The following is a 14,962-nucleotide window of genomic DNA, read 5'->3' as shown; positions in this document are numbered from 1 at the left end:
CTGATACACCACCGATACCGTCGACGCGGCTTGCGCCGCTGCTACAGGGTTCAGGTGAATGAAGAAGATACGAGGTCAACGATCATGAGCAACGCCGACAAACCGAATCCGACCATCGACGCCCAGCGTCGTCGCGTGCTGCTGGGCCTGGGCGCCGCCGGTGCGGCATTGGCCGGCGCCGGCCTGAGCTGCCCGGTGATGGCGGCCCCTGCTGCCAAGGTCACCGAAGCACCAAAAAGCGAAAAGACCCAGGACCGCCATGACTACCAGGGCGTGCACCAGGCCGGTATCGTCACGCCGCGTCCGGCTGCGGGCATGATGGTGGCCTTCGATGTACTGGCCAGTGACCGCGAAGACCTGGAGCGTCTGTTCCGCACCCTGGACGAGCGCATCCGCTTTCTGATGACCGGCGGCCCCGTAGCCCAGGTCGACCCCAAGTTGCCTCCAGTGGATTCAGGCATTCTTGGCCCCGTGGTGGTGCCGGACAACCTGACCATCACCGTGGCGGTGGGCGAGTCCTTGTTTGACGAGCGCTTTGGCCTTGCCGATGCCAAGCCCAAGCGCCTGTCGCGGATGGTCGGTTTTCCCAACGATGCGCTGGAGGCGGATCAATGCCACGGCGACCTGACCCTGCAGTTCTGCGCCAACACGCCGGACAGCAACATCCACGCCCTGCGCGACATCGTCAAGAACCTGCCGGACCTGCTGTTCGTGCGCTGGAAGCAGGAAGGCACGGTGCCGCCGCAGGCGCCCGCCAAACCTGGCGAACCTGAACAGAGCGCGCGCAACTTCCTTGGCTTTCGTGACGGCTCGGCCAATCCGGATTCCAACGACACCCGGCTGATGGATGCACTGGTTTGGGTACAACCTGGCAGCGACGAGCCAGCCTGGGCTACCCATGGCAGCTACCAGGCGGTGCGCATCATCCGCAACTTCGTCGAACGCTGGGACCGCACCCCGCTGCAAGAACAGGAAAACATCTTCGGACGGGTGAAAACCACCGGGGCGCCTATGGACGGCCAACTTGAAAGCGATGTGCCGGACTACGGCAAAGATCCCGAAGGCAAACTGACCAAGCTGGACGCGCACATTCGCCTGGCCAATCCGCGCACCGCCGAGTCGCAGCAGAACCTCATCCTGCGTCGGCCATTCAACTATTCGAACGGGGTGAACAAGAACGGCCAGCTGGACATGGGCCTGCTGTTCATCTGTTACCAGGCGGACCTTGAAAAAGGCTTCATCACCGTGCAGACGCGCCTCAACGGCGAACCGCTAGAGGAATACCTCAAGCCGGTGGGCGGGGGCTATTTCTTCACCCTGCCAGGGGTGACCAACGCCCAGGATTTCATCGGCCGCAGCCTGCTCGACGCAACGCAAACCACCACGACCAACGCATGACCACTTGATACAACCGGGGAACCACTCATGACCAAGACGCCACTCGCTCTGCTGCTGACCCTAGGCCTGTTGAACGCGCCGCTGTCGGCCTTCGCCGCGACCCAGTCGCCGTTGGACCTGGTGGGTCCGGTGTCGGACTACAAGATCTACGTGACCGAGAAGGTCGACCAACTGGCCGTGGAAACCGCCAAATTTACCGACGCAATCAAGAAAGGCGACCTGGCCACTGCCAAGAAGCTGTACGCGCCGACTCGTGTGCACTACGAGGCCATCGAGCCGATCGCCGAGCTGTTCAGCGACCTGGATGCGTCGATCGATTCGCGTGTCGATGACCATGAAGCCGGTGTGAAAGCGGAAGATTTCACTGGATTCCATCGCCTGGAATACAGCCTGTACTCGGAAAATACCACCAAGGGTCTGGATGCATTGGCCGACGGCCTGCTCAAGGATGTGAAGGACCTGCAGAACCGTATCGCCGAGCTAACCTTTCCGCCGGAGAAAGTGGTCGGCGGCGCCGCCGCGCTGCTAGAAGAGGTGGCCGCGACCAAGGTGTCCGGTGAGGAAGACCGTTACAGCCATACCGACCTGTACGACTTCCAGGGCAACATCGACGGCGCGAAGAAGATCGTCGACCTGTTCCGTCCGCAGATCGAAGGCCAGGACAAGGCGTTCGCAGCCAAGGTAGACAAGAACTTCGCCACCGTCGACAAGATCCTGGCCAAGTACCGCACTCAGGACGGTGGTTTCCAGACTTACGACAAGGTCAAGGAAAACGACCGCAAGGCACTGATCGGCCCGGTCAACACCCTCGCCGAAGACCTCTCCACCCTGCGCGGCAAACTCGGCCTGAACTGATCTATCTGCAGGTGCTAGGGGCCCTTCCAAGGGCCCTTTTTTGTAGGGCTGTTTTGTGGGAGCAGGCTCTGCCCGCGAAGCCCGCCCCCCGTACATCAGAAACACCGCAAGGCCCCTTCGCGGCCGATGACCGCTCCTAAGGCGCCCTCAAAACCCTCGTAGGAGCGGTCCGTGGCCGCGAACACAGCGCTGCAGTCTCGCAGATACAACGCGTCGCCCCCTTTGCGGCCGATGACGAGCCAAAGACATCCCGTAATAATCCGCCCCGTAGGAGCGGTCCGTGGCCGCGAAAAAAACGACGCAATACCCCTGATCCCCCGCAGCATCTCATTCGCGGCCACACGCCGCTCCTACAAGCTTCTGGCACTGTGCAAACCTGGCACTCACCGGTCATTTCGATCTCTGAGACGGACACACACAGTTATCAATCCGCCCCACCCACCTGGTCACTGCCCGCTACATTCAAACCTCCGCCATGGATGGAGGCTCTCATGCCACTCTACAAAAATTGCAGGTTACGCACGGGCCGCTTTTCTCAGCGCGGCGGCATCTATCTTTTGACTGCCGTTGTTAAACATAGAACGCCCCTGTTCAGGAATTTCGAACTGGGCCGGTGCGTAGTTGCGGAGATGATGAATGCTCAACGCTGGAACCAAGCACAATCATTGGCGTGGGTTGTCATGCCTGATCATCTCCATTGGCTGATGCAACTTGAGGACGCATCGCTGGAAAGCCTGATGCGGCAAGTCAAATCGCGCTCGAGCAAGGCAATCAATGAACGGTGCGCAAGAACAGGTCAACTGTGGCAGGCAGGCTTCCACGACCGAGCGCTACGCAAGGAGGAAGATTTACTCGCCAGTGCCAGATACATTGTGGCCAACCCACTGCGCGCAGGATTGGTAAAGAGGGTCGGGGATTACCCGTTATGGGATGCGATCTGGTTGCAGGGGTACCAGGCATCCAGCTCAACCCCACACCCGTAGGAGCGGTCCGTGGCCGCGAACTGAGCGCTACGGTCTCTCAGACACACCGCGGCGCCCCCTTCGCGGCCGATGACCGCTCCTACGGCGGACTCGAACCCTGCGTAGGAGCGGTCCGTGGCCGCGAAAAGGCGCTACGGTCTCTCAGACACACCGCGGCGCCCCCTTCGCGGCCGATGACCGCTCCTACGGCACCCTCAAAACCCTCGTAGGAGCGGTCCGTGGCCGCGCAAAGAGCGCTGTGATGTCTAGAGTTACACCCTAGCGCCGAGTTCAGCGGAGATGGCGTGGGCGGCTTTCTGGACCACAGGAACCAGGGATTCCATCTTCTCCAGAGGCATGTACGGCAGCGTGCTGGCCACACTGATCGCGGCGACGATTTGTCCGCTGGCGTCGCGGATGGGTGCAGCCACGCAGCGGATCGACGGTTCGTTGTCTTCAAGGTCGAACGCATAGCGGCCCGTCACATAGGTCTGCATACGGGCCTGGAACTGCGGCCAGGTAAGTTGCGGGTGGTCGGGCCAAAGCGCAGATGCCGCCGCAACGGCCTCACCGCGTTCGAACAACCTCTGCCATTCGGCCGCTTCGGCATCGAGCATCAAGGCCTTGCCGATGCCAGTGCGCGCCAGCGGCATGCGATGCCCCACCCGCGACCGCATCTCCGGGCCATTGCGGCCCGGCGTCTTGTGCAGGTACAGCACCTCGTCGCCGTCGCGAATCGCCAGGTGAATGGTATCGCCGGTCAGCGCCGACAGTTCATCCAGCCAAGGTGTGGCCAACATCACCAGCGGCACCTCGTCCCGTGCCTGGAAGCCCAGCTCTATCAGCCGCGGTCCGAGCAGGTACCCCACCTGAGGCAGCACCCGCAAGTAGCGCTCGTCCACCAGGCAGCTGGCCAGCCGATGCGTGGTGCTGCGGGTAGTGCCGATGCGTCGAGCGATCTCTTTCAGATCACGAGCACCGTCGGCCACGGCCTGAATCACTGCCAGCCCGCGGAGCAGGGTCTGAGTACCGGTCGGTGCGGCGGGGGGCATGTCGTCCTGCATGGTCAACCTTCGTGTCAGGTAAAAGCAGGCGCATTATGTTCGCCTGCTCGCAACGGGGTCAAAGCTCGATCCGCTCGACCTTGCCCACCAGCAGGATGTAGGACAGTGCCCCGACCAGCGCCGTGACCGCAATGTAGGTGATCGCGGGTGCGAACGAATCGCCGGTCGCCAGGAAACCGATGGCGATCGGCGTGGTGATCGCCGACAGGTTGCCGATGAAGTTGAATACCCCACCGGTCAGCCCGAGCAGGCGCGCAGGTGCCAGGGTCGAGACCAGCGACCAGGTGATCGACGCCAGGCCGTTGCCGAAGAAGGCCAGCGCCAGGCAAGCGATCACCAGCGGGGTGGAATCGACGTAGTTGGCGCCAATGATGCAAGTCGAGATCAACAGGCCACCAATGATCGGCAGCTTGCGCGCCATGCCGATGCTGGCGCCGCGACGGATCAGCCAATCGGAAAAGAACCCCGAGCACAGCACGCCAACGAAGGCAGCCAGGAACGGCAGCGAGGCGAGCATGCCCGATTTGATGAAGTCCATGCCGCGGTATTTGACCAGGTAGGTTGGAAACCAGGTCAGGAAGAACCACAAGGTCGAGTTCAGGCAATACTGGCCCAGATAGATACCCCACAGCTTGCGCTTGCTGAGCACGATGCCCAGGTCGGTCCAGCTGAAACCGGCCTTGGCCTGGCGCGCCGACTTCTGCATGTCGACCAAGCCGCCGCCGTCGCTGATGAGCTGGATTTCGGCCGCGTTGGCGCCCTTGAAATCACGCGGTTCGCGATACACCGCGTACCAGATCACCGCCCAGACAATGCCCACCAGACCGGTGCTGACGAACACCATGTGCCAGCCGAATTCGTGTTGCAGCCAGGCCAGTACGGGGGTCAGGAAGGCCAGACCGACGAACTGGCCCGAGGTGTAAAAGCCAATGGCGGTGGCGCGTTCGCGTTCGGGGAACCAGGTGGTGACCACGCGGCTGTTGATCGGGTACGCCGGCGCCTCCAGCGCGCCCACGGCCATGCGCAGCACGAACAGGGCGATGAAGCTGCCGGCAAAGCCGAGCATGACGGTGGCAATGGACCACAACGCCAGGGCCACGCTGTAGAGGATACGTGGCGGGACTCGGTCGACCAGCCAGCCGCCGGGAATCTGCATGGCCGCGTAGGTCCAGCCGAATGCGGAAAAGATCAGGCCGACGTGGACCGGGTCGATGCCCAAGTCGCTGGTCAGCGCCGGCGCGGCGATGGACAGGTTGCTGCGGTCCAGGTAGTTGATCACCACGGTGATGAACAGCAGGACCATGATGAAGAAACGCTTGCGGCTGGGCGTCGCCAGCGCCGCAGCGGTGGATGCGGTTTGCGTGTGCATGAGTCATACCTTTTATTGTATTTGTAGCTGAGCCAAGGGGCAGGTCAGTGAGTCAGGGGCACCGGTTTGGCCTTTTCGCGGCCGATGACCGCTCCCACGGGGGGCTGAAATCCCGGTGGGAGCGGTCCGTGGCCGCGAAGGGTGCCGTGCGGTACATCAGGCGCACCGCACGCTCCTTGCACGCATCACCACTCGGCGAAGCTGCCGTCGGCGTGGCGCCAGATCGGATTGCGCCAGCGATGGCCGATCTCGGCGCGCTCGCGCACGTACTCCTCGTTGATCTCGATGCCAAGGCCCGGACCATTGGGGATCTTGACGAAACCATTGTCGTAGTCGAACACCTCAGGGTGGGTGACATAGTCGAGCAGATCATTGCTTTCGTTGTAGTGGATGCCCAGGCTCTGCTCCTGGATGAAGGCGTTGTAGCAGACCGCATCCAGCTGCAGGCACGCCGCCAGTGCAATCGGCCCAAGCGGGCAATGCAAGGCCAGCGCTACATCGTAGGCCTCGGCCATGTTGGCGATCTTGCGGGTCTCGGTGATCCCGCCGGCATGCGAGGCATCGGGCTGGATGATGTCCACATAGCCTTCACTGAGAATCCGCTTGAAGTCCCAACGCGAGTACAAACGCTCACCGAGCGCGATCGGCGTGCTGGTCAACGGCGCCAACTCCTTGAGCGCCTCGTAGTTCTCGCTCAACACCGGCTCTTCGATGAACATCAGCTTGAACTGGTCCAGCTCCTTCATCAGCACCTTGGCCATGGGCTTGTGCACCCGGCCATGGAAGTCGACGCCGATGCCCACGTTCGGCCCTACCGCATCACGCACCGCTGCAACGCTGGCCAGGGCGCGATCGACCTTGTCGAACGTGTCGAGAAACTGCAGCTCTTCGGTGCCGTTCATCTTCACCGCGGTGAAACCGCGCGCGACGGCTTCACTTGCCGCCCGCGCCGTGTCGGCCGGCCGGTCGCCACCGATCCACGAGTACACCCGAATGCGATCGCGCACCTGGCCGCCGAGCAGGTCGCTGACCGATACGCCCAGCGCCTTGCCCTTGATATCCCACAACGCCTGATCGATACCGGCCAAGGCGCTCATGTGGATGGCGCCGCCACGGTAGAAGCCGCCGCGGTACAGCACGGTCCAGATGTCTTCGATATTGCGTGGGTCCTTGCCGATCAGGTAGTCGGACAATTCGTCGACGGCGGCCGCCACGGTGTGTGCGCGACCTTCGACCACCGGCTCGCCCCAGCCGACCACACCCTCGTCGGTTTCGACCTTGAGGAAGCACCAGCGCGGTGGAACGATGAACGTGGTGAGTTTGGTAATTTTCATCTGTTGTCTCTCTTGTTCGATGGACGCTTGAGCGTCTGGAAATTTTGCCGTTACCGCCCGTATGGATCTCTGTAGGAGCGGTCCGTGGCCGCGAACCGGGCGACGCGGTGCACCAGTCACTGCGCGGCGCCCTCTTCGCGGCCGATGACCGCTCCCACCGGGGAATGCGATCTCTGTAGGAGCGGTCCGTGGCCGCGAACTAGGCGACGCGGTGCATCAGTCACTGCGCGGCGCCCTCTTCGCGGCCGATGACCGCTCCCACCGGGGAATGCGATCTCTGTAGGAGCGGTCCGTGGCCGCGAACCGGGCGACGCGGTGCACCAGTCACTGCGCGGCGCCCTCTTCGCGGCCGATGACCGCTCCTACAGGGCATACAACGTGTCAGCCTTTCAATGATTGCCAGGCCTGGGCGTACGCCTTGGCGTTTTCGGCCACCTGCTGCACCGTCATGCCTGGCTTGAACAGGCCCGAGCCCAGGCCAAACCCGGCCACGCCGGCATCTAGAAACGGCTGCATGTTGTCCGGGCTGATGCCACCCACCGGCACTAACGCCGTCCCTTTGGGCAGCACCGCCAACAGCGCCTTGACCACGGCCGGCGTCAGCGACTCGGCCGGGAACAGTTTCAACACGTCGGCACCGGCGGCCAGCGCGGCGAAGGCTTCGGTCGGCGTCATCACCCCCGGCGCGAGGAACATGCCGGCCTCCTTGGCGGCCTTGAGCACTGCAGGATCGCTGTGCGGCATGACGATCAACTGCCCTCCCGCCGCCTTGACCTGTTGCACGTGTTCGGCCGACAGCACCGTTCCGGCTCCGATCAGGCAATCGGCAGGCAAACTGTTGCGCAACAGCCGAATGCTGTCGAAAGGCTGCGGAGAGTTGAGCGGTACCTCGATGATGCGAAACCCGGCGCTGTACAGCACCTCGCCGATGGCCACCGACTCTTCGGGGCGCAGGCCGCGCAAAATGGCGATCAGCCCGTTCTGGGCCATTGCTTGCTTGAGCATGTCAAACCTCTTGGAGCTGTTGAACGACGAGCCCGGCGGCCAGCGCCAGGCTCCAGAGACCGCGTTCGGTGGCCTGTTCGGCCAGGCTGACGCTGTTGAAGCCACACAGGGCCAACGCTTGCCGATAGCGCTGGCACAACGCACTGCTGCCGATCAGGACCACGGCCGGCAGCGACTCCTGCCCGCTGCGCTGGCGCAGCATTTCAGCCAGCGCGCGCAGTTCATGGCCAATCATCAGGCCGGACAGATAGTCAGCCTGCTCGCTGCTCGCCAACTGGCCGGTGAGGCCCAGGCTGCGCGCACTGAACATCGTCGAGAGCACGCCGATGCTGCCCTCGCGCGACGTCGCCACCGCTACACCGCGCTCGAACGCGGCGCTGTCGAACGACGCGCTGCGCTTCTGCGTGCGACCGAGAATGGTGTGGGCACTGGCTGCGGCGAACAATTCGCCGGTCATGAAGGTGTCGAAATGCTCGATGCGCTGCTCGACCACCCTCGCCCACTTCGAATGGCTGCCGGGCAGGCCGACCAGCAACGTCTGGTCGCGCTCGGCCGCAGGCAGCGACTGCAGCAGACCGAAAATCTGGGTTTCCTCGCCGCGCATGACGTTGGGCAGCGCCGAACGTTGCAGAACGCCGGGCACCAGGTGCACATCGATACCCCTGAGGGTACGTACGCGAGCCATCCCGGCGGCCACATCGGCGGCCTGCGCCGGGCTCTGGCAATACGGCACTTCGTGCCAACCCTGGGCGCTGCCGACCATGCCGCAGGCGATCACGGCAACGTCAGGAAAAGCGTCGAGCCAGTCGCCGCAGGCTTCGTCGAAGGTCAGCTCGAAGCCATCACTGGTCGATTCGCCTGAAATGGTACGAGGGGTGTTGGACAACTGCATGATGCCGCGATCCAGCGAGCGCTGGTCGAGTACGTGGCCATCATGGCCGAGCAGATAGGCTCGTAGGGAACTGGTTCCCCAATCGAGTGCAACGAGTTGCGGCTGCATCGCTTCACCTTGTTTGTTTTTGGTAGTGAGTGGCGGTGTGTGATGGCCGACTATAAATCTATTTGAATGGAAATCTCAATATATAATTGTCGATCCCATATATAGGGAATAAGCCACATCATTCCTGTGCGAGCGGGCTCTGCCCGCGAAGGATGCCCCGCGGTGTATCAGTCAAACCGCAGCGCCTCATTCGCGGGCAGAGCCCGCTCCCACATGGGAACCGGGATCTAGGCATAAAAAAACCGGCCTGGTGGCCGGTTCGTTTGGGGTCAGGCGTAGGCCTGAAGAGGTCGGCGTCTGCCGAAGAGCCAGGCGGTACCGACACCGACCGCACCCATCACCACGCAATAGCCCACGCACACCCATGGGCTCCAAGGCATCAGGGCGATCAGCAGCAGCGGCGTGGTACTTGCCCACAGCGCATACGCAATGTTGTAGGTAAACGAAATGCCCGATACACGCACCTTGGCCGGGAACAGGCCGACCATCAGCGACGGCACTACCCCGACTACCCCACACCCCAGACCGGCCAGTGCGTAGGCCACGGCCAGACTGCCGACCCCGGCAACCAGGCTGGCATAAAGCGCAGTGATGCCCAATGGCAGCAGCACACTGTAAAGGACCAGCGCACGCCAGGCGCCGATACGATCGACCAGCAGGCCAGCCAACACGCAGCCAACGTTGAGAAATACGATACCCAGGCTGCTCAGCGCGAAGGTATGCCGCGCATCCAGACCAAAGCGCTGCTGCATCACTGTGGGCGTAATCACTACCAGCACCACCACGGCCGAGGTCAGCACACACGTCAGTAGCACCGCCGGGATCAGCGAGGCGCGGTGTTCGCGCAGCACGGTGCGCAAGGAGAATTCGCTGACTTGCTCACTGCGCGCACGCATGGCCAGAAACACCGGTGTCTCGCTGAGCAGTCGGCGCAGCCACACACCCACCACGCCGAATACGCCGCCCAACAGGAACGGCAAACGCCATGCCCAGTCGAGAATTTCCTGCGGTGTGTATACCCGTGCCAACACGGTAGCGGTCAATGCGCCGAGCAGATAGCCAAAGGTCAGCCCCGCCTGGAGAAAGCCCAAGGCATAGCCGCGTCTTCTCAGCGGCACGTGCTCGGCCACGAACACCCAGGCACTGGGCACCTCGCCGCCCACGGCAGCGCCTTGCAGAATGCGCAGGGCCAAAAGCAGCAGCGGCGCGAAGTAACCGATCTGCGCATAGGTGGGCATCATGCCGATCAACAGGCAGGGCACCGCCATCATCAGAATGCTCAGGCTGAACACTCGCTTGCGTCCCAACCGATCGGCGAAATGCGCCATCAGGATGCCGCCCAGCGGGCGGGCCAGATAACCGGTCACGAAGATGCCGAAGCTCTGCAGCAGGCGCAGCCACTCGGGCATCTGCGGCGGGAAGAACAGCTGGCTGAGGGTCAGGGCGAAAAATACGAAGATGATGAAATCGTAGATTTCCAGCGCGCCGCCAAGGGCCGCCAGACCGAGGGTCTTGTGGTCGCTGCGGTTGAGCAGCAATGGCTGGGCAGAGCTATCGGCAGGCATGGGCAAGTCCGCTGGTGGCCGACGGCGCGTATCCTCGCGCCTGTCAAAGGCGCGCAGGATAGCAAAAACCGTCAGGCGTGGCAGGCGCTATGAGGTGCCTATCCCGTAGGAGCGGTCAGCGACCGTGAAAGGAACGCCGCCGATGGCCTGATACACCGCAATGCCCGGTTCGCGGCCAAAGACCGCTCCTACAAGGCATCTGCTGACAATCACGTATCCCGTAGGAGCGGTCAGCGGCCGCGAAAAGAACGCCGCCGATGGTCTGATACACCGCAATGCCCGATTCGCGGCCGACGACCGCTCCTACAGAGGCGGCGAGCTGAGCGACTTGCGTGCGCGCAGACCATCGCCGATCACACGCACACGGTGTTCCGGCGGTGCCTTGGGCGACTCGACGATGGCCATGAAGGTCTGCAGGGCGTCGCGGTCTGGCAACTGCGTTACGCTGGTGCTCAAACGTTCACCACCCGGGTCGGCCAGTTCGGTTTCGACGCGCTTCTGGCTTTCATACAGCAATGCATGGCGGACGTGCTCACTGTTCTTGCAGAACCGAGGCAGATCGACACCCGAGCGCACAGCCATGTCAGTGTTGGCAATCAACAGATCGAAGGGCTCGTAAGCGCTTTGCACCATGGTCAGCAATTCGTCGAGCGAACCCACCGGCACTACCCTGAAGTAGCCCAGGTTATTGAGCGTTCGTTCGATCTGCACCGCCTGCTGATCCAACTCGTCGGCAATCAGAATCCGCAATCTCTTGTCAGCCATCATCCACTTCCCAGGCGTCGGCGCAGGACGATCCCTTACCCGCCTCGCCAAGCCACTACAGCGGGTGCAATCCAACCCGCGGCTTCCAATGATTATCACCCCCAGGGGGTGGCCCGCCGGCAAGCTTACTCTCCCAAACGGGAGTTCGGAACGGAAAACGTCGAGCATTTGACGATAAATCACAAACTACATTTGAGTTTGACTGCAAGCCGATGTTTTTCAATGTTTTATTTCTTTATTACTGAAAGTATACCAAGCTCTTTTCCGACGGCGAGCGCCTTGTCGAGATACATTTCCACAGTCAATACGGAACGAGCTGTAGGGACCTGCGCTCATAGCTTCAAATCCTCCCCTGATTCACGGTAGCTGCATCAGCGTACAGCAGGCCCTGCTTGCCGTAGAGAGAGGACTTGACGCATTGTGTGCAGCTGACCGCGCGGGAGTCGACAATGATCCGCTTTGCCATTATTGCTCCCCCCCTGCCAAGCCACTTCCAACCGCTTGAAAACCTGGCAATCGAGTTGATCGAGCGCGGGCACAGCGTGACGTTCTTCCACCAACCCGACGCGCGTCATCTGTTGCATTCCAACCGAGTCAAATTCCGCATTGTCGGCCAGGAACGCTTCCCTGCCGGAAGCCTGGCAAAAAGCCTTTCACTGGCGGCCAATTTCGACACTTTACTTGGCCAGCGACGTACCTATGCCGATATGGCGCAAGTCACACAGATGCTTTGTGAAGAGTTGCCCGACGCCCTGCGCGAAGAACGCATCGACGCAGTGCTCTGCGACCAGATGGAGGCGGCGGGCGGGCTGGTGGCAGAATCGCTTGGCCTGCCGTTCGTGTCCGTTGCCTGCGCACTGCCGGTCAACCGCGAGGACGTAACCGTACCCCTGGCCGTGTTGCCCTACCCGTACGAGCGCGGCGAAGACGCTGTCGAGCGGTATGCGCGCGCCGAGCGTCGGCATGACTGGGTCATGAAGCCATTGCGCAGAGCCATCGCCCGCCAGTCCGTGGCACTCGGGCTGAGCGTGCGCGAGGGCCTGCACCAGTGCCTGTCGCCTCTGGCACAAATCAGCCAGACCGTGCTGGAGTTCGATTTTCCGCGGCCCAACCTGCCACCCTGGTTCCACGAGGTCGGCCCCTTGCGCCGGGTCTCGGATGAGACAAACCACCTGCCCTACACGCTGGACAACACTCGACCTTTCGTTTTCGCGACTCTCGGCCGACTGCATGGGAACCGGATGAGCCTGTTCAAACGCATTGCCCAGGCGTGCAAATCAATCGATGCCCAGTTGCTGGTAATGCATTGCGGCGGGCTGACCCATCGGCAAAGCGACCAGCTGCTCCGGCACGGCGCGACTTGGGTCACGGATTTCGCGGACCAGCCCATGTTGTTGCAGTACGCCGACGTGCTGGTGACCCACGGCGACCTCGACATCGTGCTCGAGGCCGTCGTGGCAGAAACGCCGATACTGGCCTTGCCCATCGCCGCCGACCAGCCAGGCGTTGCGGCGCGGGTGGCCTACAGCGGTTCCGGCGTGCACGCCAGCCGGCACAGCAGCAGCCGGGCGTTGGCGGAACACATGCGTCATTTGCTGGAGAACCAATGGCCCGACCTGGAGAATCTGGCCGATGCCATTCACCTGATGGGCGGCACCCAGCGGGCTGCCGACATCGTCGAGGCGGTGATTCCCGACCGGTTCAAACTGCGTCTGGTCAGTTCCAACTGAACCCTGCGCGGCGCATCGTCAATTGACCACAAGCTTGTCGCGGTTGCGATCCAGCAAGGCCTTGCCGATACCCGTGACCTCCAGCAGCTCTTCGACCGAGTCGAATGGCCCGTAGGTCTGTCGGTGCTTGACGATGGCAGTCGCCTTGGTCAGGCCTACTCCGGAGAGTTCCCTCTTGAGCGTTTCGGCGTCGGCCGTATTGAGGTTGACCCTGCCCGGCAGCCCTGGATGGACGACCGATGACGACGCGGCAGGCGCCGCCATGGCCGGCGGGCTCAGTATGGGCACCGCGGTGCTGGCGAAGAATGCCAGCGCCAGTGCAGGAAAGAGGATCTTGCGCATTGCTTTTGCTCCATGACTTGAAAGGGAAGTGCGGCATTCCCGAGCCGCCTGCCAACCCTAGACCGGCCTGGAATATGTTCCAGTGTCACCCTGTTGCACTACGTGTCGCGCCGACCTTGCGCAGGCCTGTGCGGGCGTTCGGAGAGTCGACGGCATGTGTAAGGACGTGTGTGAGCTGCACCAAGCCGCAGGATTTTTCGGCGTTCGGACCTTCTGTGTTGATGCAAAGTCACATCCACGTACAATCCACCCGCCCCCAACACTTCACTGCCAAGGCCTATGGACAGACAACCTCTCATGCAATCCCAGAGTATTTCCGTGCGCGAGCGTACGGTGCACGTGCTGAACGCCTATGTGCTCCCCATCGGCTGGCTGGTCATCATGACCGGCATGTTCTGGGCGTGGGATCGTTCTCTGTATCACAAGCTGTTCTACATCTTCCTGGCGGTGCCCACTCTGCTCGCCCTGGCGTTGCAGCCAGGTCCGTTCAAGGCGCTGGTGCGCAACCCGATGTTCCTTGCCTTCGTGGCGTTCAGCGCCTACATCCTGATCAGTGTCAGTTGGGCCGCAGACGGCGAAGACTTCGGCTCGCTGTTCAAGCGGCCGCTCTACATCGCCATGGTGCTGCTCTCGGCCGGCCTGATCGCATTGAAAGTGCCGGCACGGCTGGCGCAACTCACTCGCGCTGCGGCGTTGATTGCGACGGCTGCGGCGGGTTTGTCGTTGATCTACTTCTACGGGGTGCAGGGCGCGTCTCTGGGCAGCCGTCTGGATGGGTATGGTGCGCTCTACAACCCTCTGCTCAGCGCCCATGTGTTCGGCGCTTTTGCCAGTGTCTGGCTGGCCACCTGGTACATCGGACGCAATCCGTGGAATCCGTTGGCGCTGGGGTGCCTGGCGGTGCTGGGCGTGACCTTGATAGCCACGGGTTCGCGGACGCCGATCATCGGCATGGCGGCGGCATTGCTGTGGCTGATGGCGGCGGGAAACAAGAAACGCGGCGGGCTGGCGATTGCCATTGCACTGCTGGGGATCGCAGCGCTGTACGTAGTGATGCCCGACGTCCTGACCTCGCGCGGGGCGTCGTACCGGCCGGAAATCTGGATGGAATCGTTGCGTCAGATCGGCGAGAACCCGTGGTTGGGGCGCGGATATGATTCGGAAATGACCATCGTCATCCCAGGTCTGCCGTACACCTTGGCCGACCCGCACAATATCGAACTGGGCGTGCTGTACATCGGCGGCGTGGCAGGGTTGAGTCTGTGGATGGTGCTGTATGGTCTGGCCATGCGCTTCTGCTGGATGAATCGGCGGGAACCGCAGGTGGTGTTGGCTGCAACCTGGCTGGTGTTCGGGTTTGCCTCGGGACTGACCGAAGGCAGCGCCTTCATGTCGCGCCCCAAGGAACACTGGTTCCTGATCTGGATCCCGATGGCCCTGGTGTATGCGCAGTGGCTATGCCACTGGGGCAACCGCCTCAGCCGCCCTGCCCCAAGGCCGTTTGAATGACATTGCTGAGTGCCTGATGCACCGCAGCGCGCCCTTCGCGGCCACGGACCGCTCCTACGAAGAA

At 62.4% G+C, this 14,962-nt stretch carries 13 protein-coding genes; 5 read left to right on the top strand and 8 right to left on the bottom strand.

Annotated elements, in window-relative coordinates:
• The first annotated feature begins 84 nt into the window (after window positions 1-84).
• The 3 genes from efeB to IFT57_RS10450 all read left to right on the top strand — a co-directional run bounded on the left by efeB (window position 85) and on the right by IFT57_RS10450 (window position 3,236).
• Window positions 85-1,398: an iron uptake transporter deferrochelatase/peroxidase subunit gene (efeB, locus tag IFT57_RS10460; protein ID WP_192151327.1), complete on the top strand. Its 1,314-nt coding sequence runs from the start codon at window positions 85-87 to the stop codon at window positions 1,396-1,398.
• Between the two features lie 27 nt (window positions 1,399-1,425).
• Window positions 1,426-2,253 (top strand): iron uptake system protein EfeO, encoded by an 828-nt coding sequence (gene efeO, locus IFT57_RS10455; protein ID WP_122800053.1) that lies wholly within the window; start codon window positions 1,426-1,428, stop codon window positions 2,251-2,253.
• Window positions 2,254-2,744: 491 nt separating this feature from the next.
• A complete protein-coding gene (locus IFT57_RS10450; RefSeq protein WP_192151326.1) occupies window positions 2,745-3,236 on the top strand; it encodes an REP-associated tyrosine transposase in 492 nt (163 codons plus the stop codon).
• Between the two features lie 251 nt (window positions 3,237-3,487).
• Here IFT57_RS10450 and IFT57_RS10445 read toward each other — a convergent pair whose 3' ends face one another.
• From IFT57_RS10445 to IFT57_RS10415, 7 genes are all read right to left on the bottom strand, one after another.
• Entirely contained in the window at window positions 3,488-4,279 is a 792-nt protein-coding gene (locus IFT57_RS10445) for an IclR family transcriptional regulator (RefSeq protein ID WP_192151325.1), read from the bottom strand.
• A gap of 58 nt (window positions 4,280-4,337) precedes the next feature.
• Window positions 4,338-5,648 carry an MFS transporter gene (locus IFT57_RS10440; protein ID WP_192151324.1) on the bottom strand — a complete coding sequence of 437 codons (1,311 nt, stop codon included), beginning with the start codon at window positions 5,646-5,648 and terminating at the stop codon, window positions 4,338-4,340.
• Window positions 5,649-5,833: 185 nt separating this feature from the next.
• Window positions 5,834-6,982 (bottom strand): galactonate dehydratase, encoded by a 1,149-nt coding sequence (gene dgoD, locus IFT57_RS10435; RefSeq protein ID WP_122478323.1) that lies wholly within the window; start codon window positions 6,980-6,982, stop codon window positions 5,834-5,836.
• A 381-nt stretch (window positions 6,983-7,363) separates the two neighbouring features.
• Complete coding sequence (locus IFT57_RS10430) at window positions 7,364-7,987, bottom strand: 2-dehydro-3-deoxy-6-phosphogalactonate aldolase (RefSeq protein ID WP_192047211.1); 624 nt, start codon at window positions 7,985-7,987, stop codon at window positions 7,364-7,366.
• 1 nt (window position 7,988) lies between these two features.
• Window positions 7,989-8,987, bottom strand: coding sequence for a 2-dehydro-3-deoxygalactonokinase (locus tag IFT57_RS10425; RefSeq protein ID WP_192151323.1), 999 nt, complete (start codon window positions 8,985-8,987; stop codon window positions 7,989-7,991).
• Between the two features lie 269 nt (window positions 8,988-9,256).
• Window positions 9,257-10,552, bottom strand: coding sequence for an MFS transporter (locus IFT57_RS10420; RefSeq protein ID WP_122478330.1), 1,296 nt, complete (start codon window positions 10,550-10,552; stop codon window positions 9,257-9,259).
• Between the two features lie 303 nt (window positions 10,553-10,855).
• Window positions 10,856-11,317 (bottom strand): histidine kinase, encoded by a 462-nt coding sequence (locus IFT57_RS10415; RefSeq protein WP_122714143.1) that lies wholly within the window; start codon window positions 11,315-11,317, stop codon window positions 10,856-10,858.
• Between the two features lie 449 nt (window positions 11,318-11,766).
• Between IFT57_RS10415 and IFT57_RS10410 the strand changes: the two genes are divergently transcribed.
• On the top strand, window positions 11,767-13,047 hold the full coding sequence (locus tag IFT57_RS10410) for a glycosyltransferase (RefSeq protein WP_192151322.1): 1,281 nt from the start codon (window positions 11,767-11,769) through the stop codon (window positions 13,045-13,047).
• Between the two features lie 18 nt (window positions 13,048-13,065).
• Here IFT57_RS10410 and IFT57_RS10405 read toward each other — a convergent pair whose 3' ends face one another.
• The gene (locus tag IFT57_RS10405) at window positions 13,066-13,389 is read right to left on the bottom strand and encodes a ComEA family DNA-binding protein (protein ID WP_192151321.1); all 324 of its coding nucleotides are present in this window, start codon (window positions 13,387-13,389) and stop codon (window positions 13,066-13,068) included.
• A gap of 297 nt (window positions 13,390-13,686) precedes the next feature.
• Here IFT57_RS10405 and IFT57_RS10400 point away from each other — a divergent pair, with 297 nt between their 5' ends.
• Window positions 13,687-14,898 carry an O-antigen ligase family protein gene (locus IFT57_RS10400; RefSeq protein WP_192151320.1) on the top strand — a complete coding sequence of 404 codons (1,212 nt, stop codon included), beginning with the start codon at window positions 13,687-13,689 and terminating at the stop codon, window positions 14,896-14,898.
• The last annotated feature ends 64 nt before the right edge of the window (window positions 14,899-14,962 follow it).

The organism is Pseudomonas sp. CFBP 13719, assembly GCF_014842095.1.
In the GTDB taxonomy this organism is placed as follows: Bacteria; Pseudomonadota; Gammaproteobacteria; order Pseudomonadales; family Pseudomonadaceae; genus Aquipseudomonas.
This window is presented reverse-complemented; position numbering and strand designations above follow the sequence as displayed.

Coding starts and splice junctions, on each gene's coding strand:
- efeB (WP_192151327.1), top strand. CDS start 85: ATGAGCAACGCCGACAAACCGAATCCGACCATCGACGCCCAGCGTCGT.
- efeO (WP_122800053.1), top strand. CDS start 1,426: ATGACCAAGACGCCACTCGCTCTGCTGCTGACCCTAGGCCTGTTGAAC.
- IFT57_RS10450 (WP_192151326.1), top strand. CDS start 2,745: ATGCCACTCTACAAAAATTGCAGGTTACGCACGGGCCGCTTTTCTCAG.
- IFT57_RS10445 (WP_192151325.1), bottom strand. CDS start 4,279: ATGCAGGACGACATGCCCCCCGCCGCACCGACCGGTACTCAGACCCTG.
- IFT57_RS10440 (WP_192151324.1), bottom strand. CDS start 5,648: ATGCACACGCAAACCGCATCCACCGCTGCGGCGCTGGCGACGCCCAGC.
- dgoD (WP_122478323.1), bottom strand. CDS start 6,982: ATGAAAATTACCAAACTCACCACGTTCATCGTTCCACCGCGCTGGTGC.
- IFT57_RS10430 (WP_192047211.1), bottom strand. CDS start 7,987: ATGCTCAAGCAAGCAATGGCCCAGAACGGGCTGATCGCCATTTTGCGC.
- IFT57_RS10425 (WP_192151323.1), bottom strand. CDS start 8,987: ATGCAGCCGCAACTCGTTGCACTCGATTGGGGAACCAGTTCCCTACGA.
- IFT57_RS10420 (WP_122478330.1), bottom strand. CDS start 10,552: ATGCCTGCCGATAGCTCTGCCCAGCCATTGCTGCTCAACCGCAGCGAC.
- IFT57_RS10415 (WP_122714143.1), bottom strand. CDS start 11,317: ATGGCTGACAAGAGATTGCGGATTCTGATTGCCGACGAGTTGGATCAG.
- IFT57_RS10410 (WP_192151322.1), top strand. CDS start 11,767: ATGATCCGCTTTGCCATTATTGCTCCCCCCCTGCCAAGCCACTTCCAA.
- IFT57_RS10405 (WP_192151321.1), bottom strand. CDS start 13,389: ATGCGCAAGATCCTCTTTCCTGCACTGGCGCTGGCATTCTTCGCCAGC.
- IFT57_RS10400 (WP_192151320.1), top strand. CDS start 13,687: ATGCAATCCCAGAGTATTTCCGTGCGCGAGCGTACGGTGCACGTGCTG.